The following is a 25,132-nucleotide window of genomic DNA, read 5'->3' as shown; positions in this document are numbered from 1 at the left end:
CTCATGAAGATCGGAGAGGTCGCTCACCGTCTTGGAGTAGCGGTGCATGTGCTGAGGCACTGGGATGATGTGGGTGTCGTCGTGCCCAACCGCACCCCGTCAGGCCAACGCGACTACAGCGAGGAGCACCTCCACCGCTTGCGGGTTCTGCGGGCATGCCAGGGCGTCGGCATGAGCCTGCCGGAGATCCGGCAGGCTCTGCACCGAGGTGAACCCGAGAGAACCGGCGCGATCGAGCGGCAACTCCACAGGATCCGGACGCAACGAGCACGACTCGAGGATGCCGAACGATTCCTCGTGCACGTGATCAACTGCGAGCACGACCTACTTACAAGGTGCGATGCGTGCACGAGATATGCCGAAAGCGTCCCCCTGCATGAGGACGAGCACGTGACGCCGTCAACAACGCCCTGACCCGCAACAGCTAGACCTTGCGACGTTCAGCGAGCTGATCACCAGCACGGTCGTCGCCACTCAAGGCGCTCGGCACGGAGGTCCTGGTGGCTGGCTGGCAGCTCCGAGTGGGAAGGTCGCGGCGAGCCAGAGTTACGGGCTTCCCTCCGAGGGGCGTGCTGAAGGAGGGCTGTGAAGGGCGGCGTCGAGGTCGAGTGCGAGACTGCGCGCGACTTGGGGCCAGTGGGTGGTGAGGTAGAAATACCCGCCTGGGTAGATTCTCTTCCGCACCTCAGCATTGCTCAGTTCGCTCCACGCGCTGAGCGCTTCTGGCCAGATCACGGGGTCTCTCCCCCCTCTCCCCCCCGAATACGCTGACAGGACATTCGAGTGGGAGCAGGCCCTCAGGGCGATACGTGCGGTAGACGGCCGCCTCTCCGCCTGTGCCGACGGGGAACCGGGTTCGGCGTGGTACGTCGCCTCCGTGTAAGCGGGTACGTCGGGGCCGGTGGCGTATCGCCTTGCTGGGGCACCGGTTACTGCCGCTCGGCGCACGCGCGTCGGGCGGCCGGCCGGCCTCGCCCGGCTCGGCCGCGGCCCGGTCGACGCGGTGCCCAGGGTGTCGTTCGACATGATCGATGCCGACCGCAAGCTGGACGCCTGGCTGCGGTGAGTCCGGTTCGTCGCGGCCACGCAGGGGTGCCCCGGAGCGTCAGGCGCACTCGGTGTTCACGTAGGGCTCCACGCGGCCGACGCTCTCCTTGAGGACGAGGTCGAGCAGTCCGGGGAAGCGCTGGTCCAGATCTTCCTTGCGCAGCGTGTTGATGCGGCGGGTGCCGACGTCGTGTTGCCGGATGAGACCGGCCTCGCGCAGGACGCGGAAGTGGCGGGTGAGTACGGAGGCGGTGACGTCCTGGGTGAAGCCGCTGCAAGCCAGACCGGGGGAGGCGGCGAGAGTGACGACGATGGTGAGCCGGGTCTCGTCGGTCAGCGCGCTCATGATCTTGAAGAGGTCGAGGTCGTCCGTGTCGGGGTGGACGAGGGGGGATGAGGTGCGACTGGCCATAAGGAAAGAATACCCCCGCCTCATGTTCGCGTCGGCGCGTACATAGGTTACAGTGAAAGCACGGATCGACCCTTCATCCGTCATCCACCGGGTTGCCCATCACCGGTACTACGGCATGCCACCAACGCCTTTGACGGCGCGGCCTGCATCAAGAACGGAGCACACCCCATGACCACAACACAGGCGACCGAGCCGAGGACGCACCGGACCGAAACTGCCGCGGAGGTGGTCGGCCGCCTTCGTACGACGTTCAACACCGGCGTCACCCGCGGACTGGACTGGCGCGTCAACCAACTGCAGCGGCTGCGGGCACTGCTGGTCGAGAACGAGCAGGAACTGATCGAAGCCCTCTGGGCTGACCTGAGGAAGAACGCCGCCGAGGCCAAGACTCAGGAGATCGACTTCACCGTCGCCGACATCGACGAGGCTCTGGCGAATCTCGAAAACTGGCTCCAGCCTCGCCCGGTGGAGGTTCCCGCCCACTTCGGTCCCACGACAACGGCCTACACCACGTACGACCCGCTCGGGGTCGTCCTGGTGATCGCTCCGTGGAATTTCCCGCTGCACCTTCTCATCGACCCCATCATCGGCGCGCTGGCCGCCGGGAACACCGTGGTGGCCAAGCCGAGCGAGATGTCGGTGCACACCTCGGCGGTCGCTTCACGCCTCCTGCGTGAGTACTTCGACGCCGACGTCCTCACCGTGGTCGAGGGAGGCGCCGAGGAGACCACGGCCCTGCTGGCACAGCGTTTCGACCACATCTTCTACACCGGCAATGGCGCGGTCGGCCGGATCGTCATGGCCGCAGCAGCCAAGAACCTCACCCCCGTCACGCTCGAACTCGGAGGCAAGTCACCGGTCTTCGTGGCGCCCGACGCCGACGTGGACGAGACCGCGAAGCGGCTGGTCGGCGCCAAGTTCGGCAACGCGGGCCAGCAGTGCATAGCCCCCGACTACGTTCTGGCCGATCCTGCCACCGCCGCCGCACTGGTCCCCGCCCTGGGCGCGGCGGTCGAAGCCCAGTTCGGCGCCACCCCGCAGACCGCGGCCGACTTCGGCCGGATCATCAACGAGCGGCACTTCGACCGGCTCACCCGTCTGCTGGACTCCGGCCGGGCGGCGGTGGGAGGCCAGCACGACCGCGACGACCTGTTCATCGCACCGACCGTGCTCACCGATGTCGACCCCGCATCGCCGGTCATGCAGGAGGAGATCTTCGGTCCGATCCTCCCCGTCGTCGAAGTCGAAGACCTCGATGCCGCCATCGCCTTCATCAACGAACGCGAAAAGCCCCTCGCGCTCTACGCCTTCACCACGTCCGAGGCCACCAAGTCGCGCCTGGTGAATGAGACGTCCTCCGGCGGCGTCGCCTGGGGCCAGCCGGTGATGCAACTGCTCATGCCCGGCCTGCCTTTCGGTGGCGTCGGCGAAAGCGGCATGGGCCGGTACCACGGCCGGTACTCCCTCGAGACGTTCAGCCACCTCAAGGCCGTCGCGGACGTGCCGCTCAACTAGGCCCGCGCTTTCGCGGAGCAGGCTGTCCGATGGGCGATCGGCCGGCGGAAGTGCCTCAGGCCGGCGAGAATGAGCAGCGCTGAGATCGCTGTTCCCGCCACCGCCGGAAGCGCGTTCCAGGTGAAGTATCGGTCCTCTTCACGGGGGCGCGACGAGGGAGCCGGTCGCGCGGCCTGCAGACACCGATCCGTACCGACTCCGGCGGCGGCGCCCATGACTTCGTCGCCTGGCTGACTGCTGATCGGGCGCAAGGAGCGAACGCCCGTACACCGGCGGGCAGTTGCGCTTGACCGGCGCCGACGCCGACGGCATGCGGCTCTCACCGCGTTCGCCCCCGCGTTCGCCGCCAACACCACCCACACCCCGATCGCGGTCCTGAACCGCGTCACCGTCAGCGGGCCCGCACCTGCCCGAGGACCGCATCCGCGCATCCGCGCCTCCGTCGGCACAGCGTGGCCCCCCTGCGTCGCAGACCTTCATCCCGTTTCCCTCCGTATTGCAGAAAGAAACCCATGACTGTCAATATTTCAGACGTTTCGCCCGTTTCATCTCTTTTCTCCCCCGTCTCTCTCGGGAAGATCGAGCTCGCCAACCGCATCGTCATGGCACCGCTGACCCGGGTCCGGGCCGGTTCCTCCGGCATCCCCGGGGACCTCATGGTCGAGTACTACCGGCAGCGGGCGAGCGTCGGAATGATCATCACCGAGGGCACCTACCCCGACCACGCGTCGCAGGGGTATGTCGGTGAGCCGGGCATCGCCACCGACGAGCAGGCGGCCGGCTGGCAGCGGGTGTTCGAGGCGGTGCACGCCGAGGGCGGCCGCATCGTCCTGCAGATCATGCACGCCGGCCGCGGCACCCACCCCGACATCAACGGCGGCCGCCGCATCCTCGCCCCCAGCGCGATCGCCATCGACAATAAGACGTTCACCGAGAAGGGCGAGCAGCCCTACCCCGTACCGGAAGCGATGACCACCGCAGAGATCCGGGCAGCCCTGGAGGACTTCGTCGCCGCGGCCCGCCGGGCCATCGAGGCGGGAGCGGACGGCGTGGAAATCCACGGCGCCAACGGCTACCTGCTCCAGCAGTTCCTCTCCCCGGCGGCCAACCAGCGCACCGATGGATACGGCGGCTCGCCGCAAAACCGCGCCCGCTTCGCCGTCGAGGTCGTCACAGCGGTCGCCCAGGCCGTCGGTGCCGAGCGGGTCGGGCTGCGGATCTCGCCGGAGGTCGACCTCGGAGACGTCTTCGAGACCGACCGGGACGACGTCCTGGCCACCTACGGCACCCTGCTCGACCAACTGCGCCCGCTGGGCCTGGCCTACCTCTCCGTACTGCACGCCGAGCCGGGCGGCGACCTCGTACAGGAGCTACGGCGGCGCTTCGACGGCAAGCTGATCGTCAACAACGGCCCCTTCGGGGGGCAGACCACCCGCGAGCAGGCACTCCAGCAGATCGAGGCCGACCACGCCGACGCCGTGGTCGTAGGCCGGGCCCTCATCGCCAACCCCGACCTGGTCGAGCGCTGGCAGGGAGGCCACCCGGAGAACGAGCCGCGGCCGGAACTGTTCTACGGGCCGGGCGCCGAGGGCTACACCGACTACCCCTTCCTCGAAACGGCTTGAGGCCCACGGTCACGCCTGTCCATGCGGGAGCCCCACTCCCACATGGACAGGCGCCCGACCGGCGACACTGTGCCCGCCCCCCCCTTTGAGCCCGCGGTCACACCCGCGACCACCGGCTCAAGGACCGTCAGGTCCGTCAGGGCGTCGGCAGACCGCAAGTTCCTGATCAGCAGCCTGCGTTCGGAGACCTCGCCGAGCACATCGCTCCCGTGCGCAGCCACCGCGCCGGCCTTCGGCCACAACTGACGCCAATGACAGTTCTCCAGCGGCGGCCCATCCACCAGGTCCGCCTTCCGCAAGGAAGTCCTCCGCCGACATCCACCCCCGCTGCACACCGACACCCAATACCACCCCACCCGAACGCTGCGAACAGGGGTGAGTGCCTGTTTCGATCCCGTAGATCGCCGCTACTGCACCTGACAAGATCAACCCGTGGATCAACATTCGGTGACCTTGACGAGAATTGAGCTCGCAGACTGGCGAGCCGTCCACTCCTGGGCTTCCCTCGCCCAGGTCTGCCGTTTCCAGACCTGGGGGCCGAACACCGAAGAGGAAACACACGCGTTCGTGGTGGCTGCTGTCGAAGCCTGGTCACACTCACCTCAGCAGCGGTTCGCTTATGTAGCGCGTGTCGAGGGCGACGTAGTCGGCATGGGTGAGCTCCACCTTCGGAGTCGAGGACAACGTCAAGGTGAGATCACCTATGCCGTGCATCCTCGGGTTTGGGGTCAGGGCGTCGGAACGGCAATCGGGAAGGGACTACTGGAGCGAGGGTTCGGGGACCTCGGGCTCCACCGCGTCTATGCCACCTGTGACCCGCGGAACCTCGGGTCAGCCCGGATACTCAGCAAGCTCGGCATGACGTGGGAAGGGCGCCATCGTGATACCGCGTTGATTCGGGACGGTTGGCGAGACTCCGAAGTGTTCAGCATCCTGGAAGATGAGTGGCGCGCGCTCACGCCATCTCCGCGCCCACCGCACGGATGAACTGGTTTCGCCTCGTTCACTGTCCCGGGTTCCTTCGACCAGCTTGCCGCAGTCCCCTTGCCTGCTCATCACGATGATCAGCGCCCAGTGCAGCGTGTGCTTCGGAGTGCTGGTGCGGGCGCTCCACGGGCGAGCCACCGGGAGGTCGGTGGTTACGCTGTGGGTTCGCTGTAGTGATGGGAGGATGGGCCAGGCCCGGGGAATCGGGCGACCTCTGGGTGGCGGTGGTCCAGGCGACCGTCAGTCCCTGTCACCACCCAGCGGCGGCCGTTGGTCTTCTTCGCGCCGTCGTAGCCGCGAGAGTCCTTGCCGACGGTTTCTGCAGCCTTGACGGACTGGGAGTCGATGGCGGTGGCGACCGCGCCGGGGGCCCGGCCCATCGCGCGGCGGATGCGCTTGCGGAGCTGGTCACCGAGCTGGTCACGGATCTGGCCGACGACGGTCTGATGTCGCGGCCGCCCACCGTCCGCAACGGGTCCCACCGAAATACCGGGAATCAGGCCGCGACGAGCTCCTGCTCGCGGTCCGGCGTCTTGACCTTGGGCTTCTTGTTCGGCAGCGAGAGCCGGAAGACCTTGTGCCACGCGGAGAACACCTGCTTGGGCAGCGGGCCGGTGACGTACTCCAGCTCGTACTTCTCGAACAGCGCGCGCACCTTCACCGCGACCTCGGCGTACCGGTTGCTCGGCAGGTCCGGGAACAGGTGGTGCTCGATCTGGTGCGACAGGTTGCCGGTCATGAAGTGCATGGCCTTGCTGCCGCTGATGTTCGCCGAGCCCATCATCTGGCGCAGGTACCACTGGCCGCGCGTCTCTCCCTTGATCGACCGGCGCTCGAAGACCTGCACGCCCTCGGGGAAGTGCCCGCACATGATCACCGAGTGGGACCAGAGGTTGCGGACCAGGTTCGCGGTGAACGTGGCGGCGAGCGTGGGGAGGAACGACGGGCCCGACAGCAGCGGGTGGATCACGTAGTCCTTGAGCACCTGCTTGCGGATCTTGCGGCCCACGGCCTTGGCCCGCGCGCGGAACTCCGGGTTCTTGCGGCGGCGCTTGTGCAGGTTCTTGCCGAGCTCCAGGTCGTACGCTGCGATGCCGTACTCGAAGAAGCAGGCGTTGAGGAAGTTCCACAGCGGCTGGCCGAGGTGGAACGGGTGCCACTTCTGGTCCTCGTCGACGCGCATGATGCCGTAGCCGAGGTCGTTGTCCTTGCCGATCACGTTGGTGTACGTGTGGTGCAGCTCGTTGTGCGAGTGCTTCCACTGGTCGGCCGGCGAGACGTGATCCCATTCCCAGGTGGTGGAGTGGATCTTCGGGTCTCGCATCCAGTCCCACTGACCGTGCAGGATGTTGTGGCCGATCTCCATGTTGTCCATGATCTTCGCCACGGACAGTCCGGCGGTGCCGATCAGCCACGCGGGCGGGAAGATCGAGAACAGCAGCACCCCCCTGCTGACCAGCTCGAGCTTGCGCTGCGCCGAGATGACCTTGCGGATGTAGGCGGCGTCTTTCTCGCCGCGGCCGGCGATCACCTCGTCGCGGATCGCGTCCAGCTCGCGGCCGAGCTCCTCGATCTGCTCCGCGGTCAGGTGGGCGGTGGGGTCGATGGCGGTCAAGGTGCTCCTACCGTTCGATGTCGCAGGGGCCCGCCGCGGCGGACACGCAGGTCTGGATGAGGACGCCCGGCTCGGCCTCGGTGATCTCGCCGGTGCGCAGGTCGCGGACGGCGCCCGCCTTGAGCGGCGTGATGCAGCCGAAGCAGATGCCCATGCGGCACCCGGAGGGCATGAGCACGCCGGCCTCCTCGCCGACGTCCAGCAACGGCGTGGCGCCGTCCGCGTCGACGGTCTTGCCGGTGGCGCTGAACGTGACCTCGCCGCCGTCGCCGGCGACGACGATGCTGGGGCGGAAGCGCTCGGTGTGCAGGCGCTCTTGTACGCCGTGCTCGGTCCAGTGCTCTTCGGCGGCGTCGAGCAGGCCCGCGGGCCCGCAGGCCCAGGTCTCGCGCTCGGCCCAGTCGGGCACGAGGTCGTCGAGACGGGCGATGTCGAGCATGCCGTCTGTGTCGGTGTGCACCTCGGTGAGCCGCAGCTTCTTGTCCGCGACCAGGTCGTGCAGTTCGTTGCGGAAGATCACGTCTTGCGGCTGTGGCGCGCAGTGGACCATGACGACGTCGTCGAACTCGGTGTCACGCAGCATGCCCATCACGGGCGTGATGCCGCTGCCCGCCGTCAGGTAGAGCACCTTGGCGGGCTTGGCCTGCGGCAGCACGAAGTCGCCGGTCGCCTGGTCGAGCTGGATCAGCGTGCCCGGTTTCGCCCTGCGGACCAGGTGGTTGCTGACCTTGCCGTCCGGGATCGCCTTCACGGTGATCGTGACGCGGCCGTCCTGGCGGCTTGTCGGCGAGGTGATGGAGTAGGCACGCCACAGGCGCACCCCGTCGACATCGACCCCGATCCGCACGTACTGACCGGCTGCGTGGCCGCGCCAGCCCCGTCCCGGCCTGATCACGATGGTCGCGGCGTCACCCGTCTCGGGGTGCACGGCCTCGATGCGCCCACGCAGGTCAGCGCCCGCACGCAGCGGGCTGACCAGGTCGAGGTAGTCCGACGGCAGCAGCGGCGTCGTGACCATCTCCAGCAGTTTCCACGCCCTGCTGCGGAGGGCTGCACTCGTCATGACTCCAGCTTGCTGTGCCTCAGGGCGTAAAGTCCTGACCGCAGGACGTAAATCTGGCTGGCTGAATTGTTCGCAGGGAATAGAAACGTGAGCCATGCAATCCAGAGGGCCAGCGAACTGGCCCTGGATGAGACGACGGTCACCGCACTGCGGGCCGCGCTGAAGACCACCGCCGACGAGGTCGTCCAGGCGATCATCGACGAGGTCCCTTCCTACGCCAACGCCCTATCGGGCCACATGGGCGCCACCATCCGCCGAGCCGTCCGCACCGCCCTGGGGCACTACCTGGACCTCGCGAGCGGGAACGCCACCGGCGGTGACGCCGGTGACGCAGCCTACGAGCTGGGCCGCGGCGAGGTGCGCGACGGCCGTTCGATGGACGCCCTGCTCAGCGCCTACCGCGTCGGCGCCCGCGTGGCCTGGCGATGCCTGGCAGCGGGTGCCGTACCCGCAGGTCTGCCCGCCGCCGAGGTCGCCAAGTTCGCCGAGCTGACCTTCGCCTACATCGACGAGCTCTCCGCCGCGAGCGCCGCGGGCCACGCCGACGAACTGGCCGCCCGGGGCAGGGACCACGAGCGCCACCTGGAACACCTGGCCCGCGATCTCCTCGCCGACGCGAGCCCGGACGTGCTGCTGGCCTCTGTTCAACGGGCCGGGTGGCAGCCTCCGGTTTCGCTGACCGCGGTCCTGCTGCCCGCCGCCCAGGCCCGGCCTGCCTACCGCGCGCTCGACCCGAGCACCCTCGTCCTCGACGATCTGCCGGACGCCACCGGTGTACTGCTCGTCCCCGATGCCGACCGATCACATCTCTTGCGGCAGCTGACCGACCGCAGCGCCGTGGTCGGCCCGGCCCGGCCATGGACTCGTGCGTCCGCCTCGTACGCACGAGCCGTACGCGCGCGCTCCCTCTCCTCTGATATTCGCGACACCGAGGACCACCTGCCCGAGCTGGTGCTGAGCGCCGACGTGGACGCGTTGGCAGACCTGCGTGCCCGAGCCCTCGCACCGTTGCGGACGTTGCCTGTCGCGACCGCACGGCGGCTGGAGGAGACGTTGCGGGCGTGGCTGCTGCACCAGGGCAGGCGGGACGAGGTGGCGGCGGCGTTGTTCGTCCATCCCCAGACGGTCCGGTACCGGATGTCGCAGGTGAGGGAGCATTTTCCGGATCTCGCATCGCCACAGCGAGTCCTTGAACTGACGCTGGCGGTTGGTCTTCGGGCCAGCTGACGCGTACTTCGACCGTCCACGACCGCGTCCGCGAGCGGTCCAGGAATCGTGCCTCGTTCTCGGTGCCATCAGCCGGCTCATGCGGGCCGGGGAAGAGCGGTATGAGCCGGCTGAGACCGGGGGTTGATGTGAAGACCAGACAAGGCGCGAGGGATGATGGGGATGGAATGACGGAACGTGAGGTCAGGAGCTTCCATGGCGAAGCGGGTTCACCGACCCCGTGAGGACGCGGAGTTCGATTTCATCCTCGGAATGAGCGGAGTTCCGGTCCTCGCATACTTCACCGGGACATGGCCCAAGGCAATCGAGCCCTGCCGGGTGATGGACCTCGTCGTGGGTCGCATCGCCGACGACTACACGGGCCGCCTGACGGCCGTCCGCGCCGACATCACGCGTTGTCCGGCCGCAACCGAGCGATACGGGATCACCGGAGCCCCGTCCTATGTCCTGCTGAAGGAGGGAGATGCGGTGGCGCACGGCACGGGGCCCATGACCATCGCCGAGGTACGGAAGTTCCTGGACGGCCACCTCTGAGCGGCCGCTGCGGCACGTGGCCGCGACGCCCGTCGCGTCTCGTCTCGTCTCGTCTATGGGAGCTGCGCCGCTTGAGACACCTTGGGGCTGAGACACCCCCAGGTCCCATAGCACCATCCAGCGCCGTCGCGTCCGGCAGCTGCGCGGTTGCCGCCACGATCTCGGGAAACATCCCTGCGAGATCGGTGCCGCGGCCCGAGCGCAGGACCACTTGCTCGTGATCCAGCCCATGGGCGGCGCTGATGGACAGAAGGAGGCACATGGATGGTGAGTCGGTCTCTCCCATCACGAGGCTGCCGCTGCGGCGTCGCGGCGACCGGCCCGTCTCCGCCTGGAGCTGCTCCCGCAGCCCGTCCGCGAGCCGCAGCAGCGGAATGTACCCGGGTTCGCCGAGGTGGGCGGCCCGGTAGATGCGGCTCTCGCCCCCGGCCGCGCCGCGGTCGTGACCCGGTGCATACCGGTCGTAGCCGATGACCTCGGCTCCGCGGGTGGCCAGTCGCCACATGGCCTGGTGCCCATGCTGCCAGCACCGATCACGGCGACGCGCTTGGGGATGCCCATGAGGTCGCTCCTCTCTTCCGGTTTTGTCCCGCCGGGAGTGGCGTTCACCATCACCCGGGAAACCTGCAGGTCAACCCGCGCTGTGTCCCACCTTCAGGCGGGGGGAGATGGCTCAGAGGAGCTCGATCAGCTTGTCGGTGAACTCGGCGGTGGTCGCGGTTCCGCCCAGGTCACGGGTGCGGGTATCGGTCTTGGCCAGGACCGACGCGATCGCGTCCGTGATGTCCCTGGCCGCGGCGGGATGGCCGAGGTGGTCGAGCATCATGGCCGCGGACCAGATCGCACCCAGCGGGTTGGCGATGCCCTGGCCCGCTATGTCGGGCGCGGAGCCGTGCACCGGCTCGAACATCGAGGGGAACTCCCGCTCGGGATTGAGGTTGGCCGCCGGGGCGATGCCGATGGATCCGGCGACCGCGGCCGCGAGGTCGCTGAGGATGTCGCCGAAGAGGTTGGAGGCGACGACGACGTCGAAGCGGGCGGGGTCGAGGACGAACTTGGCCGCCAGCGCGTCGATGTGCTCCTGGTCCCAGGTGACGCCGGGGTGTTCGGCGGCCCGCTCGGCGATCAGCTCGTCCCAGAACGGCATGGTGTGGATGATGCCGTTGGACTTGGTGGCTGAGGTGAGCTTCCCTCGGCGGCGGGCGGCGAGCGAGAACGCGTAGTCGGCGATACGAGTGACCCCAGCCCGGGTGAACACCGCTTCCTGGACGGCCAGTTCCTCGGACGTGCCCTGGTTCAGCCGGCCGCCGATCTCGCTGTACTCGCCCTCGGCGTTCTCCCGTACGACGACGATATCGACTTCGCCCGGCCGGGCGCCGCGCACCGGACTGTCGATGCCTTCGAAGACACGGATGGGCCGGAGGTTGACGTACTGGCGGAAGCTGCGCCGGATCGGGATCAGCAGTCCCCACAGCGAGACATGGTCGGGCACCCCCGGGTACCCCACCGCGCCCAGCAGGATCGCGTCCGCCTCGCGCAGCTGGTCGATCCCGTCGGCGGGCATCATCGCGCCCTCCCGCAGGTACCGCTCGCACGACCAGTCGTCGTACGACGTGTAGGACAGGCTGAAGCCGTGGCGGCGGCCGAGAACATCGAGCACCTGCTGTGCCGGGGGCAGCACCTCGGCACCGATGCCGTCGCCGGGGATCAGGGCAATGCGGTGGTTCGTCGTCATGCCGTCGATTGCAGCAGGGCGGTCCGCGGGGCGTCCAAGACGCAAAGCGGATATCCCTTATAAGCGGCGCCTATCAGTCCTCGGCGGCAGAGGTCGCGGCCGTGACGAACGCTGCGGCTGCCGGCGACAGGCTGCCGCGGCGGCTGACGAGGGCGATGTCCAAGCTGGTCTCCGGCTCGATGTCCAGGACGCGGGCGCCCAGCCGCCGTGCGACGTCCCGCCACGAATCCGTGACCACCGCGAGCCCGACCCCGGCCAGTACCAGGGGCATGAGCGACACCCGGTGCTCGGTCTCGGCGGCGACCGTGAACTCGATGCCCTGTTCCCGCAACGCGTCGACGTAGGCACGCATCCCGGTACCCGACTGCCCGACGATCAGCCGCTGCCCCGCAAGCTCCCGGCACTCCACCGCCGTCCGGCCGGCGAACGGGCCGTCGGCCGGCACCGCCAGCACAAAACGCTGCCGCCCCAGCGCATGCGAGACGACCTCCTTGTCGGAGACCGGGCCGGCGGACGCCAAAAGTCCCAACTCCACCGCACCCGTGCGCACCATGTCGATCACATCACGCGAGGTGAACGCCGCCTTGATGGCCACGGAGACGCCGGGATACCGATGGCTGAAGGCACTCACCAAACTCGTCAGCGGCTCCACCGCCTGCGACGGCATCGCCGCCACGTCCAGGCGCCCCTCACGCAGCTCATGCACCGCCGCAACACTCGCCCGCGCCGTCTCCAGACTCCGCACGGCCTCCCGGGCAGGCTCGATCAGGGCCCTTCCGGCCTCCGTCAGGACTGCCCTACGCCCGATGCGATGGAACAGCTCGGAGCCGAGATCACGCTCCAGCGCCCGCACGGCCTGCGACAGCGACGGCTGCGACACATACAGAGCCGACGCCGCACGGTTGAACCCCCCACGATCAACAATCGCAAGAAAGTACTGCAGCTGCCGAACATCCATACACGCCCTCTACTCCTTCAAGAAAACAACCGCCGACTCGATCGGCCCCCAGCATGGTGGCCTGAACGATCGCCTCGACGAAGTACGGACCACCCGACGCACCGGCTGCAATCCTCACAAAACGCGCTCACAGCCACCTCAGGCACCCAACAGGTTGGCCGCCACCCGGTCACATGCCCCGTGGTCTTCCTTCCGCCGTGAAGGGCGCCGGGCCGAAGACCCCACTGCAAGCCGACGGTATGGTCCCCGATTCCCGGGCCGGCGAGGGCACCCCGCCGCCCCAAGACCCGGTCCCCATCAAGCGTCCCTGGCTTGGGCAGGCCCTGCACGTGCCCGGAACTGTGGCTTCCACCACGGCGAACGCCGGCCTTGTCCTGGTGAGATCACCGGATGCTCGGTTTCCTCCTCCGCCTCCTGCCCTTCTGGGTCCGCGAACCCCTGCTCATCGCGGTCGGATCCGTTCTCGGCATCCGCATCATGTATCTCGCCGTCCGCGATCACGACCGGGTCGCGGCCGGTATCGGCGTGGCGTTCCTCCTGTTCACCGCAGTACGCGTCCACACGGTTGTGCGGGCTTTGCGCGCACGCCGGAACCCGAATTCGCCGGCCTCCGAAGACGCGGCGGTGGTCGATGCTGCCGCCCAGGTCCAGGTCCAGGCCCCGGCCCCGGCCCCGGTCCCGGCCGGAGCGAAGGCGCGTCCCAGCCCGGCCCCTGCGGAGAAGGAGCCCAACGCCTGGGGCCAGGCCGTCGCGGCCGTGGCCGTGTTCGGGGCACTCGCCGCCGCCCTGTGGGTGGGCCCACGCGTGATGCCGCCCGACGACACCACCCCGCAGCCCGCCTCCTGCACGGCAGAGGAACACGAGGAACTGCCCCACGCCTACAAGGAGACGCCCCGGCCGGTGACCGGTGAAGAACTGTGCAAGGCGCTCAACCGGCCAGATTTGGCCAAGCTCCTTGGAACGCCGGGAGAGAGCGCGAGCACCGCTTCCGGCACCAGCAACACCGCTCCCCTGACCGACGGCAAGGTCGCCCAGCCGCAGGCCCAGGTCACATTCGACACGTACACCGTGGATGTCTCGGCCACTTACAACGAGCTGTCGACTGACCAGTACGCGAAGCTGATGGAGTACGGGGATGAGAAGGACATCAAGACCCTTACCGTTCTCGGCCGGCCGGCGGTCTTCTCCTCGGATCACACCATGAAGTTCCAGATCAGCCTCGAAGGCAGCGCATCCGGCGGACCGGTCGAACAAGGACCCCTCGCCAGGACACTGACGGTGGCCCTCGACCCCAAAGACCGGGGCGGCTACTACGACATCACCGTGTGGAGCACATCCGCAGCCCTCCCCGATGACAGCGTCCTCCTCGGCATCACGGAAAAGCTCCTACCGAGGATCCCCGACCAGACCGACCGATAACACATCCCAACCACCCCGCCGCGAAAAGAACGGCCCCCTCGCGCCGACGGACCACGGCATCAGTCCGTGACGAGATACGGCGCCGCGATCTTCTTGAACCAGCGCCCGGTTGGCAGCACGTGCAGCCCACCGGCCGCCTTCGCAGCGAAAGGCACCGCGGGACACCACCCACACGGGAGCGGCGCCCGGCAGGCGATCGCACTCAGCAACGGCTACCCCGGACTCCCTCAGATCAGGAAACAACGATGACCCGGTGCGGAGCCCAGCCACCGTCTCCACGCTCATCGAGTCCGCCCAGCAGCGTCAACGGACCGGCCAGAGTCATCCGCCTGAACCACCAGAGGGTGCGAACAGCCGCTGATCCACAGCGTGTGACCATCGCCCGGCCCACGACGGACCGCGGCAAGAGAGCACCCAGCCCATCCAGCAGCAGGCGTAGGACCTACTGCAGGGCCTCACGCACCACAAAGGCCGACAGCGCCAGTTGCCCGCCGCACGGCAAAACGCCGCACACGTCCCTCCGGCGCCAGACCGCCGACGCCATGTCGACGCGACTTACCTCACTCCGCGTCAGGCAAGCCGAGGCGATCGCCGCAGAGGGGCCGATGAGCGGCGGCTGCCCCGCGCGGGCGCCGCGTGCCCCGAAATCTGCACGGAACCGACCTCCCGCGCAGTGTGTCGCCACCGAAGCCGAGTACCGGCCGACGAGCCCATGACGGCGCGGGGGCCGTGCCGGGGGCCGCCGCTGTTGTCATGCGATTCGGCCCGGAATTCCGGTCGCCTGTGCTCATCTGCGCCGATGGGGCGGACGGTGCAGGTGGTGGCGAGGCTGAGCCCGTCTCGGGGGGCCCGGCGCCGTTGTCTGCGAGGAGCTTGCCCGTGGGGCTGACCGGCGGGAACGCCGGTGTCCGGGGACGGGCTCGCCTACGGTGCGACCTTCGGCCCCCGCTGGAGGCAACCGTCCAGCAGCCCATGGTTCACCCCCCTGCCCATGCAACCCCCGTGGCGGTCCGCGGCAGGCGCGGCGTGGGCCAGGCCGGCTCCCACTGCCAGGACGCCCAGGCGGCATCGGCGAACGGGCCGGAGCGCTCTTCGAGCATCGCGAGGACCTGGGCACGGGCGGCGTCCACGGCCCGGTGCTCGGTATCGGTGACGATGCCGAGCCGCCGCACGTGGGCGTACTCGTCCTCGTCCTTCCACCTGATCTCGCTCAAGTCAGGGGCGACGACCAAGTCCACGGTGAGGTCGAAGGTGTCGAACCCGGCCGGCGTGCGGCAGATGGGGTGCTCGAAGTTCACGTACCAGTTCCGCAGCCCGGCGCTCGTGTAGAAGGCGTTGATGCTGAACCACACCTCCGGCGCCTTCCACAGCAGCAGTTCGGTCTCCTGCCACACCGCGGGCTCCAGCTCCCACTCCCCCGTGGCCATCGCGTCGAACGCCTCGGTGCGCACCGATCGGTCGCCGTCGGCGCGGGCCCTGGCGTACAGCGCGGGCCAGCGCGCTTCAGCGCCGGGAGCGCAGCCGGCCACCAGAGCCTCGCCGGTGTCGGCGATGACACGCAGCGCCTGTTCGCTCCACACACGGCCGCTGCGGTACACATCCCGCCGCACGACCGACTCCCCGGCCTCAAAGGATCGCATCCCGCACCTCTTCCTGTCCGAGACCGGGGTGGGCAAGCCACCGGCCGAACATGACTTGCCCAGAAGACTGGTGGGCTCACCCACGGATTCCCGGCGGCATCCCCGGGGTCAGCGGCGGACCGGTTCCGGGCAGCAGTCCCTGTGACCGTACGGAGCATCCACGCCGATCTCGCGCCACGGCCCACCCCGCCAGCAGGGCGGGCAGCGTGACGGCGCGCCCTGAAGAACCTTGACCGGGAAGTGCTGCGTGTCGGCGGCCAGAACTCTTGCCGGCACACCCGTCACAGCGTTGCTCGTGTTTCGGGCCGTAGCGCGCCGAGGGCCCATGTGCTCCCCGGACGGTCGATCCGCGCCTCGGCGCTCTGACCGGTCGTAAGAATCCCAACGTCCGTACGGTGCAGGGTGTTTCCGTGTGGGTATCAGCATCGGATCCGGGAGTGCCGGGTCGGGTGGATGCGACGGGGGCGGGGCGAGTGGCCAGAGAGGTATGGAGTGGCAGCGCCGGGATAGAAGCGGCCGACGCGGTGTTCGAGTTGATGAGACGGCTCATCGACAATTTCCGGGACAATCCGCCGGTGACGCCGCTGGTGGTCCTGCAGGCCGGCGAGGAGGACGACACCGGCACCCTGGACCGTCGGGTCGCGCAGGTCGTGGAGTTCGTCCGTCAGGGCCATCAGCCGCGGGGGCTGATCGCCACACGGCTGGACGGCGGAGGCGGCGCGGACGCGTACTCCTCGGCGATCGACCTGGTGCGCCAGCTGTGCGAACACCCCTGGGACAACCAGAACCAGTCGCAGTACAAGCCGTTCGGCTTTCCGCGCTCGCGGCTGCTGCGCGCCATCGAGCAGGCCGCGCCGGAGGTCGGCGGGGACGTGAGCACCGTGTGGTCCGCCGCCCAGCGCCGCGAACGGCTGATGCGGCGGCTGGCCGAACTGCGCTGGCGGCCGGAGCGTGATCCGGACGGCACCGATGAAGAGAGACGCGTCTCGGCGGTCGCCGACACTGTCGGCGCGGTGGTGAACCCGTCCGGCTTCGTGGGCGCGATGTTCATCGCGTGCCTGAGCGTGCTGCTCGGCGAGGGCGGATGGCAGACGGCTTTGTGGGGTGGGGCGCTGGCACTGGCGGCGTTCGGCGTGGTGCACCTGCTGGCGCGCAGCGCGCCGCCGCTGCTGTGGCTGCGCCGGGCCAGCCGGTGGTTCGCGACCACCACCTTCCTGGCCCCTTCGAGCGACCGCCCGGCGGCCGCCGAATGGTCCCGGTGGCGGCCGACGAAGTCCTGGGAGACGATCCGTGGCCGGGCCTTCGCCGTCGCCCAGCAGGTGGTGGCCGCCCAGGCCGGTGATGCGACGGCTCGTCAGTTCCACCTGGAGCTGCGGGTGCTGGCGTTGCTCGAGGATCTCCGCGACAACTTCCGGCCCCGGACGCTTGACCTGCGCCGCCGCAAGCGCACGGTTCCACCGGTGGTGTATCTGCCCTGTGCCACCGAGGACGACGGCGGCCTGCTGTTGCTGCGGGCGATCAGCAACGTGCGCACCCGTCGCAGCGAGGTGGACCCGCTGCTGGTCCTGGCCGCGATCCCGGCAGCGGAGCGGCTGCGGCCGCCGGGATCCGAGGACCCGGGGCGGCTCGCCGCACCGCACCCCGACGGACCCCCGCAGGACGATCCGGAGCGTGCCTTCGCGGCGGACGCCAGGTATCAGGAGTGGGTGACGGGCCTCAACGTCGGCCAGTCCCCTGGGCGTTCGGCCGCCCTGCCGTGGATCCTGTGGATACCGCTGTCAGCGGAGGAGTTGCGCCGCCGGCACTCCGCGCAGCACTCCACCACCCGGATCCGCCGTACGGCTGTCTGGCTGCTGTGGTCCAGGCCCTGCCTGGCGGTGGTCCTCGCCATCGCCCTCGCTCTCGGCTTCCTGGGCAACCGGTGGATGGCCCAGCGCTACTGCGAGGGTCGGCTGATCGGCTCCAACACGGACTCCGTCCTGGTGGGCGGTGAGTGTGTGGGGATCGCGACCGGGGACGTACGGCTGGCGGCGGGCAACGAGCTGGAACTGTACGGGGCCGGCAAGGGCGTCACCTTCGACGCCGTCGAGCAGGCGATCAGGGCGGAGAACGCGAAGATCGGCCCCGAGGACAAGTACGTGACGATCGTCTACGCCGGTCCGGTCACCGCGGCGGACGAGTCCGACACCCGCAAGGGGCTGGAGGAGATCACGGGTGTCTACCTCTACCAGCACTACGCCAATGTCAGCACTCACCAGCCGACCAAGATAAGGGTCCTGCTCGCCAACGCCGGCGAGAACATGCTCCAGGTGCTGCCCATGGCCCGGCACATAGCGGAGCTGGCACGGCGCGATCGGTCGGTCGTCGGTGTCGTCGGCCTGGGACGCGACACCACGGAGAGCGACGACGCCGTGGAGATCCTCAAGGGCGCGGGCCTGCCCGTGGTGAGCACCACCAACTCCGGCAGCCATCTGGCGCGGGAACTGTCGAACTGGTTCGGGCTGGCCGCCACCGACGAGGAGGAGGCGAACGCGCTGCTCGTCGTCGCCAGGCAACTCGCCCGGCGCGCGGAGGGCGCCCGGGGCGTGGTGCTGTCCCGCAAGGTCGGCAGCGAGAAGGACTTCTACACGACCGAACAGGCCAGGGTGGGCAAGCAGATGCTGGACCGGGCCGGCTTCACGCCGCTGCCCTCCCGCTCCTACGGGCTGAGCCCCAACGGCGAACCGGAACTCACCGACCCGGTGGAGAACATCTGCGCGAGTGACCCGGTGCCCAGGGCCCTGTACTTCGCGGGCCGGGTGGAGGACGTGCCCAACCTGATGTCCCAACTGGGCTCCACGCCCGGCTGCTCCGGCCGGCCCATCACCGTGTTCACCGGCGACGACCTGGCCAAGAGCAACTACGACGAGGGCGAGAGTCTGCGCATCCCTCCGGAGGTCACCCTCTACCACTTCGCGCTGGCCCCGATGGACCTCGTCGGCGCGACCGGCTTCTACCAGGACGCCCACCAGGCGCTCGGCGACCTGCTCCCCGCGGGCGCGACGGCGACCGCGCTCGCCGATCCCGCCCGGCCCTGGAACGACGCCCTCTTCTCCAGCGGTCAGTCGGTACTGGCCTACAGCGCCACCGCGGTGCTGTACCGGGCTTCGAAGAACGGCGACGCCCCGCAGACGGCCCCGGAGACCTGGGCCGACCTGCGCTGGCGCCCCAACCCGAACCTGCCGGTCGGCACGGTCAGTTTCGCCGGCAGCCAGCCCTACGCCGATCAGCGGGGACACGGCTACAAGATCGTGCGGGTGACCTACCGCGGCCACAAGGTGCGCTCGGTCACCGTGTGCGGGCGGCCGGCGGGCAGCGACGAACCGCTCTCCGCGCCGCCGGGCCGCAAGGGCGCCGACCCGGACACGGTGTGCCGCGAGGAGTGATCTCGCCGTCCAGGGGTGGGGGCAGTGGCCCTGTGGGATTTGTGGGAGGAGTGCGGGAACCTGAGTATGCTCCTTCTCTGTTCGTGTCGACGGAAGAGCAGAGAAACAGGGAGGTGAGGTTGATGACCGCGCTCAAGGCCACCGTGCGCAGTGTCCGGGTCTCCCTCACGTCCCGGGCCGTGGCCTGACCTCATCCCGTCCGCCCTCGCCGGGAGCGTGAGCTCGCGGGGCGTCCACACGAACACCACTCCGGAACGGATCTTCATCCATCATGCGCAACTGGATCACGCGCGCTGAGACCAGCGCCGACATCCCCGCCATCCGTGACATCGTCCTGGCCGCGTTCGAAACCTCCTTGGAGGCCGACCTCGTCGACGCGCTGCGTGCCGACTCCTCCTGGATCGAGGGCCTGTCCCTCGTCGCCACGGACGAGGACGGCCGCCACGTCGGCTACGCGCTGCTGACCCGCTGCCACATCGGCGACACCCCGGCCCTGTGCCTGGCCCCGTGCGCCGTCCGCCCCGAGCGGCAGAACAGCGGCGCCGGCTCCGCGGCCGTCCGCGCCGCCCTCGCAGCGGCCAAGGACATGGGCGAGCACTACGTCGTCGTCCTGGGGCACCCGACCTACTACCCCCGGTTCGGGTTCACCCGCGCCTCGACCCACGGCATCGGCCTGACCATCGAGGTACCCGACGAGGCCCTGATGGCCCTCACCCTGGACGCCGAGCACCCGCTGCCCAGCGGAATCGTCCGCTACGCCGCACCGTTCGGTATCTGACCCACCCTGGCGCGGGGCGCGGTACAGCGCGCCCCGCGCTTCGTGCATACGGCCACTCCGCAGAGCGTGAGCATGGACATGGGCTGTCGGTGGCGCAACCAGGTCCTCCGCACAGCAGCAAGCAGGGGAGGCCGGCCCCGCAACTCATCCCTTGGATCGGCACGGCGCCGGCTCGGAAGCCGGACGAACCGGACCGGTCTGACAAGCTGTCAGCCAGCCCGGCAATGCTCGATCCTGCTCGGAACTGCTTTCTATCGAGCACATATTGACATGCACCCTCGAAGCCCGCAGAGTCATGCCCCGACAGTCCCGACAGTGCCCCGACAGTGATGCAAGCCACCCCACCGAGGAGTGTTGCCGTCATGTCCGAAACACCCGCTGTCTCACGCCGACTGCTCCTGGGTGGAGCCGTCGCCACCGGCGCGCTCGCGGCCGGGATGACCGCCGCGGCACCGGCCGCCTCCGCCGCGACCGGACAGGCGCCGAGCCGCCGTCCCGGACAGAAGTCGATGATCGGCGTGCCGTTCGAGGTCCACAGAACCGTCCGCGTCGGCGTCATCGGCCTGGGCAACCGTGGCGCAGGCATGATCACGGGCTGGGCGGCCGTACCCGGCTGCACCGTGACCGCCGTCTGCGACATCCGCGCCGACCGCGCGCGACGCGCCGCGGACCGGCTGGTGAGCAAGGGCGAGCCCCGCCCGGCCGAATACGGCGGATCAGCCGACGCCTACGCCCGGATGCTCCGGCGCGACGACATCGACCTGGTGTACGTCGCCACGCCGTGGGAGTTCCACTACGAACACGGCAGTGCCGCGCTGTCGAGTGGCAGACACGCCGTGGTGGAACTTCCCGTCGCGACCGAACTCCGCCAGCTCTGGGACCTCGTCGACACCTCCGAGCGCACCCGCAAGCACCTGCTCCTCGCCGAGAACTGCAGCTATGGCCGCAACGAACTGGCCATGCTGAGGATGGCGCACGCCGGCCTGTTCGGAGACATCACCAACGGCCATGGCGGCTACTGCCACGACCTGCGTGAACTCCTCTTCTCAGACACGTACTACACCGACTCCTGGCGACGACTGTGGCACACCCGCAGCACCGCGTCCCTGTACCCCATGCACGGGCTGGCCCCGATCGCGGCGGCCATGGACATCAACCGCGGCGACCGGATGACCACCCTGAGCGCCACCGCGACCGCCCCGAAGGGTCTGGCCGACTATCGCGAGCGCTTCATCCCCCGGGACCACCCGTCCTGGAAGGAGACATACGTCAACGGTGACTTGATCACCTGCCTCATCGAAACGGAGAGGGGCAGGGTCATCCGGGCCGAGCACGAGGTGAGTTCACCCCGGCCGTACAGCAGGATCAACACCCTCGCCGGCAGCCGCGGCATCGTCGAGGACTACGCGGGCCCCGCCCCGACCGGCGCGCGTGTCTATCTCGAACCGGACCACGCCGGCCACACCTGGCGCGACTTCGCCGACTACCGCAAGGAGTACGACCACTGGCTGTGGCGGAAGGTCGGCGACGACGCCGCGAACAACGGCGGGCACGGCGGCATGGACTACGTCCTGCAGTGGCGCACCGTCCAGCTGATGCGTGCCGGGCTGGTGCCCGACATCGACGTGTACGACTCGGCTGCCTGGTGCGCGGCGGTCCCCCTGAGCGCAGCGTCCCTGGCGAGGCAGGGCCGCCCGGTCGAGATCCCCGACTTCACCCGCGGAGCCTGGGCCGGCAAACGGCCCGGACTCGACTCCAGCCCCACGGACATGCCGCCCGCCCGCTGAGGGGTGCCGCGCCGAAGCGTTCCGTGGATGTGACGGCGGGTCGGTGGGACGCGGTCAGACCGTAGCGAGGGACACGACCCCCGCCGCCACACTCGCCGGCTCGGTTTCATTTCGGAGCTGAGCGCGATCTTTCGCAGCTGATCCATGGAGCACTGTGGCGTATGGGCTGAACTCTTCGTGCAGTTCGCACAGTTCGTGCCGTTCGCGCCGTTGGGCTCGGTGGCCTTGTCCTCCGGCAGCAGGTCCTTGAGCGTGGTCGTCCGTGCGGGCCCAGTCCAGTGCGTGCCGCAGCGGGCCGGCGGCGGGCTCCGGCCCCCGGAACGGCAGGGTGCGCATGCCATCGCGCCAGTCCCGCACGTACTGGTCGCGGGCCCGCCTCGGCCTGTCGGCGGACGGTTCAAGCAGGCCGTCCTCGTCGGGATCAGCGGTCGTCCGTACGACTGTCGAGAGCCGGCTTCCACGCGCGGACCGGCAACTTCACCGCGGACACCGCGAGGAGGCGTGAGCGGCTACCCATCCTCCACCCCCGGCCGAGCACGCACCGCCACAGATTTCAGGCCATTTCACACCTCAGGCACATCAGCCACACCTTCGACCCGCGAATGCAATGAAAGACCTGTCACCTCCTCGACCATGAGGACCGATCGGCCATTCAAGCCACTGATTGAACAGGCAATATGGTCCGAATTCCAGCGGCGGACAGAATTCGACTCCAGCGTTCTGAGACGACAGCAACAAGGCGGGTACTTCGAGGCATCAACACCGCAAACAGAAGGGAGTTACACCATGCGACCAATGACACGCTGGGCAATGACAGGAGTCCTGCTCACTACAGCTGTCGCCGGTCCCCTGAGCATGCCTGCCCACAGCGCGCCGGCCTCCGCTCCCGCCTCGCTGTACGCCCCCTCGGCGCTGGTCATGACCACCGGCCACGGCGAGAAGGCCGCCTCCACAGCGCCGGAGCGCGCGGTGACGGTGAACTGTGCGTACACCACCTCGGGAACTCACCCCGATCCGCGACAGGCCTGCGCGGATCTGGACCGTGTGAGGGGGGACCTCGACCGCTTGGCCACACTCCGCGGGAATGAGGCAGGACAACCCTGCACCAGGGAATACCGCCCCATTGTCGTCACCGTTCAGGGGGTATGGCGTGGTACACGCATAAACTACGAGCACACCTTCGCCAATCCTTGCATCAAGGAAACTCAGGGGGCTGCGGCATTTGCCTTCTGAGCCACCACGGCCGAGGTAAAGCCTCAATCGACGGGGCGGGGCGCACACTGTCGGGCGGCCCGCCCCTTCCGTGTGCGCACTGCACGCGGACCGTAGGTCACGGCAGCAGACGTCGCTCCTTCGCGACCGCCACCGCGCCCGCGCGCGTGTCGACGCCGAGCTTGTCGTAGATGCGCCGAAGGTGGGTCTTGACCGTGGCCTCGCTGATGTACAGGGCGCGGGCGATGTCGCGGTTGCCGACGCCCCGGGCGAGCTGGGCGAGGATGTCGCGTTCGCGGTCGGTGAGGGTGGGGCGGGGTCGGCGCAGGTTGGCCATGACGCGGCCGGCGACCGGTGCCGACAGGGCCGTACGTCCCTCGGCGGCTGCGTGGATCGCGGCGAAGAGCTCCTCGGGGCGCTCGGCCTTGAGCAGGTAACCGGTGGCGCCCGCCTCGATGGCACGGGTGATGTCGGCGTCGGTGTCGTAGGTGGTCAGGACCAACACGTGGGCGGAGGGGTCGGGGGTGGAGGTGAGGCGGCGGGTGGTCTCCACGCCGTCGATGCCCTCGCCGAGCTGCAGATCCATCAGCACCACGTCCGGGGTGAGCTTCGCGGCCAGCGCGAGCGCCTCCTCGCCGGTGCCGGCCTCGCCGACGACCTCGATGTCCGGGGCGCTGTCGAGCAGGGCGAGCAGCCCGGCCCGTACGACGGCGTGGTCGTCGCAGACCAAAATCCGCACGGGAGTGCGGTCGGGGGTCATCGGGGCGCCTCCAGGGGGACGGCGGCGGACAGGACGGTGCCCTCGCCGGGAGCGGATTCGACGGTCAGGGTGCCGCCGAGGGCGCGTAGCCGGGCCCTCATCGCGGGCAGACCGTGGCCGCGTTCCGCGCCCGGGGAATCAGGCAGTGCGGTGGGGTCGAAGCCGCCGCCGTCGTCCGTGACGTCGAGTACGACCGCGTCGTCGAGGAGGGTGAGGGTGAGGGCGGCGTTGTCGGTGGCGGCGTGTTCACGGACGTTGGCCAGGGCGCCCTGCGCGACGCGCAGCAGGGCGGACTGGACCCGGTCGGGCAGCTCGGGAAGTCGGCCGTCGTCGTCGACGTGGACTCGTACGGCGAGGTGTGCCTCGGACTCGCGTGCGGCCAGGGCGCGCAGCGCCTCGGGGAGGCCGCCGCCGCGGGCGAGGTCGGCGGGGGCCAGGTCGTGCACGAAGCGCCGGGCCTCGGTGAGGTTGTGCTCGGCGACGGACGCGGCGGTGCGGACGTGGGCGCGGGCCTTGTCCGGTTCGGTGTCCCATACCCGGTCCGCCGCCTGGAGCAGCATCCGCTGGCTGGACAGGCCCTGGGCGAGCGTGTCGTGGATCTCCATGGACAGCCGCTGGCGTTCGCCGAGAGTGCCCTCGCGGCGTTCGGCGGCGGCGAGTTCGTGGCGGGTGCGGATCAGGTCGTCGATCAGGACGCGCTGGCGCGAGGTGTGCCGTTCCATCTGGAGGAACACGGCGGTGGCGAGGGCGGCGACGGCGGGCGGGGCGAGGACCAGGTTGGGGTCGAAGCGGCCCGCGAGTTGCACCTGCGCGGCGACGACGAACACGGTCAGGAGCGCCACGAGTGCGAGGGCCGCGCGCGAGGGCAGTGTGCGCAGGCCGGTGTAGAAGAGGGGCACCGCGCACCAGGCGAAGCTGGGGGCGAGCACGACCAGGATCATCCACACCACGACGACCAGCGCCAGCCAGGCCGTGTGCCGACCGATGGGCCGCGGGCCGGAATCGCCGGCCTTGGGGCCCAGCAGATGCAGCACGGTGAGCACCACGCACAGCGCGATGATCCACGGCGTACGCGGTTCGCCGGGGTGACGCAGCAGGAAGCGGGTGAGCGCTCCGCCGAGCAGCAGGAAGAACGCCGCGTGCATCACGGCGCCGAGCCACCGGGTGTCCACGGTGTCCGGTTCGTATGGCCGGTTCCCCATGCGGGGTCGCCTCCCTTCCCTGCTTGTGGGCGCTGAACTGGGCAAACACCTCCATTGTGGCCCGCTGCGCGGGCCGGGCAGGTCAACCGATCGGATGACACCGGTGTCGTCCGTCGCGCGACCGGGAGGCAGACGGAACGTCGACCGGCGCGGCCTGGTTCCGGGACGAGGGTGGAGAGCGGACGAAGCGG

At 69.2% G+C, this 25,132-nt stretch carries 20 protein-coding genes and 1 pseudogene; 12 read left to right on the top strand and 9 right to left on the bottom strand.

What is annotated here, in order from left to right:
* Positions 1-3: 3 nt before the first annotated feature.
* A complete protein-coding gene (locus ACTMVF_RS24710; protein WP_441273288.1) occupies positions 4-414 on the top strand; it encodes a helix-turn-helix domain-containing protein in 411 nt (136 codons plus the stop codon).
* Positions 415-901: 487 nt separating this feature from the next.
* Entirely contained in the window at positions 902-1,066 is a 165-nt protein-coding gene (locus tag ACTMVF_RS24705; RefSeq protein WP_441273287.1) for a hypothetical protein, read from the top strand.
* A gap of 39 nt (positions 1,067-1,105) precedes the next feature.
* Here the strand turns inward: ACTMVF_RS24705 and ACTMVF_RS24700 are convergent, their stop codons facing one another.
* A complete protein-coding gene (locus ACTMVF_RS24700; protein WP_441273286.1) occupies positions 1,106-1,459 on the bottom strand; it encodes an ArsR/SmtB family transcription factor in 354 nt (117 codons plus the stop codon).
* A 168-nt stretch (positions 1,460-1,627) separates the two neighbouring features.
* Here ACTMVF_RS24700 and ACTMVF_RS24695 point away from each other — a divergent pair, with 168 nt between their 5' ends.
* From ACTMVF_RS24695 to ACTMVF_RS24685, 3 genes are all read left to right on the top strand, one after another.
* Positions 1,628-2,974: an aldehyde dehydrogenase family protein gene (locus tag ACTMVF_RS24695; protein ID WP_441273285.1), complete on the top strand. Its 1,347-nt coding sequence runs from the start codon at positions 1,628-1,630 to the stop codon at positions 2,972-2,974.
* Between the two features lie 512 nt (positions 2,975-3,486).
* Complete coding sequence (locus ACTMVF_RS24690; protein ID WP_441273284.1) at positions 3,487-4,599, top strand: alkene reductase; 1,113 nt, start codon at positions 3,487-3,489, stop codon at positions 4,597-4,599.
* A gap of 432 nt (positions 4,600-5,031) precedes the next feature.
* Positions 5,032-5,586 carry a GNAT family N-acetyltransferase gene (locus ACTMVF_RS24685; protein ID WP_441273283.1) on the top strand — a complete coding sequence of 185 codons (555 nt, stop codon included), beginning with the start codon at positions 5,032-5,034 and terminating at the stop codon, positions 5,584-5,586.
* Between the two features lie 236 nt (positions 5,587-5,822).
* Here ACTMVF_RS24685 and ACTMVF_RS24680 read toward each other — a convergent pair.
* From ACTMVF_RS24680 to ACTMVF_RS24670, 3 genes and pseudogenes are all read right to left on the bottom strand, one after another.
* Positions 5,823-6,026 (bottom strand): annotated as a pseudogene (locus ACTMVF_RS24680) (IS5-like element IS4811 family transposase); the annotation flags it as partial.
* A gap of 56 nt (positions 6,027-6,082) precedes the next feature.
* Positions 6,083-7,201 (bottom strand): fatty acid desaturase family protein, encoded by a 1,119-nt coding sequence (locus tag ACTMVF_RS24675; protein WP_441273282.1) that lies wholly within the window; start codon positions 7,199-7,201, stop codon positions 6,083-6,085.
* Between the two features lie 7 nt (positions 7,202-7,208).
* Positions 7,209-8,264 (bottom strand): ferredoxin reductase, encoded by a 1,056-nt coding sequence (locus ACTMVF_RS24670; RefSeq protein WP_441273281.1) that lies wholly within the window; start codon positions 8,262-8,264, stop codon positions 7,209-7,211.
* Between the two features lie 87 nt (positions 8,265-8,351).
* Here ACTMVF_RS24670 and ACTMVF_RS24665 point away from each other — a divergent pair, with 87 nt between their 5' ends.
* Together ACTMVF_RS24665 and ACTMVF_RS24660 are read left to right on the top strand one after the other, a co-directional pair.
* Positions 8,352-9,491, top strand: a complete 1,140-nt coding sequence (locus tag ACTMVF_RS24665; protein ID WP_441273280.1) for a PucR family transcriptional regulator — start codon at positions 8,352-8,354, stop codon at positions 9,489-9,491.
* A gap of 195 nt (positions 9,492-9,686) precedes the next feature.
* Positions 9,687-10,025, top strand: a complete 339-nt coding sequence (locus ACTMVF_RS24660) for a thioredoxin family protein (protein WP_441273279.1) — start codon at positions 9,687-9,689, stop codon at positions 10,023-10,025.
* Positions 10,026-10,698: 673 nt separating this feature from the next.
* Here ACTMVF_RS24660 and ACTMVF_RS24655 read toward each other — a convergent pair.
* Positions 10,699-11,760, bottom strand: coding sequence for a tartrate dehydrogenase (locus tag ACTMVF_RS24655; protein WP_441273278.1), 1,062 nt, complete (start codon positions 11,758-11,760; stop codon positions 10,699-10,701).
* Between the two features lie 73 nt (positions 11,761-11,833).
* Positions 11,834-12,718: a LysR family transcriptional regulator gene (locus tag ACTMVF_RS24650; protein WP_441273277.1), complete on the bottom strand. Its 885-nt coding sequence runs from the start codon at positions 12,716-12,718 to the stop codon at positions 11,834-11,836.
* A gap of 390 nt (positions 12,719-13,108) precedes the next feature.
* Here ACTMVF_RS24650 and ACTMVF_RS24645 point away from each other — a divergent pair, with 390 nt between their 5' ends.
* Positions 13,109-14,137 carry a DUF6215 domain-containing protein gene (locus ACTMVF_RS24645; protein WP_441273276.1) on the top strand — a complete coding sequence of 343 codons (1,029 nt, stop codon included), beginning with the start codon at positions 13,109-13,111 and terminating at the stop codon, positions 14,135-14,137.
* Between the two features lie 977 nt (positions 14,138-15,114).
* Here the strand turns inward: ACTMVF_RS24645 and ACTMVF_RS24640 are convergent.
* Entirely contained in the window at positions 15,115-15,777 is a 663-nt protein-coding gene (locus tag ACTMVF_RS24640; RefSeq protein WP_441273275.1) for a DUF402 domain-containing protein, read from the bottom strand.
* Between the two features lie 473 nt (positions 15,778-16,250).
* Here ACTMVF_RS24640 and ACTMVF_RS24635 point away from each other — a divergent pair, with 473 nt between their 5' ends.
* The 4 genes from ACTMVF_RS24635 to ACTMVF_RS24620 all read left to right on the top strand — a co-directional run bounded on the left by ACTMVF_RS24635 (position 16,251) and on the right by ACTMVF_RS24620 (position 23,000).
* The gene (locus tag ACTMVF_RS24635) at positions 16,251-19,202 is read left to right on the top strand and encodes a hypothetical protein (protein ID WP_441273274.1); all 2,952 of its coding nucleotides are present in this window, start codon (positions 16,251-16,253) and stop codon (positions 19,200-19,202) included.
* Positions 19,203-19,473: 271 nt separating this feature from the next.
* Positions 19,474-19,980, top strand: coding sequence for a GNAT family N-acetyltransferase (locus ACTMVF_RS24630; RefSeq protein WP_441273273.1), 507 nt, complete (start codon positions 19,474-19,476; stop codon positions 19,978-19,980).
* Between the two features lie 362 nt (positions 19,981-20,342).
* Positions 20,343-21,767: a Gfo/Idh/MocA family protein gene (locus ACTMVF_RS24625; protein ID WP_441273272.1), complete on the top strand. Its 1,425-nt coding sequence runs from the start codon at positions 20,343-20,345 to the stop codon at positions 21,765-21,767.
* A 144-nt stretch (positions 21,768-21,911) separates the two neighbouring features.
* Positions 21,912-23,000 carry a subtilase-type protease inhibitor gene (locus ACTMVF_RS24620; RefSeq protein WP_441273271.1) on the top strand — a complete coding sequence of 363 codons (1,089 nt, stop codon included), beginning with the start codon at positions 21,912-21,914 and terminating at the stop codon, positions 22,998-23,000.
* 97 nt (positions 23,001-23,097) lie between these two features.
* On the opposite strand, the gene ACTMVF_RS24615 is transcribed toward ACTMVF_RS24620, so the two are convergent.
* Positions 23,098-23,739 (bottom strand): response regulator, encoded by a 642-nt coding sequence (locus ACTMVF_RS24615; RefSeq protein WP_441273270.1) that lies wholly within the window; start codon positions 23,737-23,739, stop codon positions 23,098-23,100.
* Positions 23,736-24,941, bottom strand: coding sequence for a sensor histidine kinase (locus ACTMVF_RS24610; RefSeq protein ID WP_441273269.1), 1,206 nt, complete (start codon positions 24,939-24,941; stop codon positions 23,736-23,738). The genes ACTMVF_RS24615 and ACTMVF_RS24610 overlap by 4 nt, the downstream gene beginning before the upstream one ends.
* Between the last annotated feature and the right edge of the window lie 191 nt (positions 24,942-25,132).

It is taken from the genome of Streptomyces sp. SD31 (assembly GCF_052068475.1).
In the GTDB taxonomy this organism is placed as follows: domain Bacteria; phylum Actinomycetota; class Actinomycetes; order Streptomycetales; family Streptomycetaceae; genus Streptomyces.
Note: the sequence above shows the minus strand (reverse complement) of the source record. Positions and strands in the feature narration are given on the sequence as shown.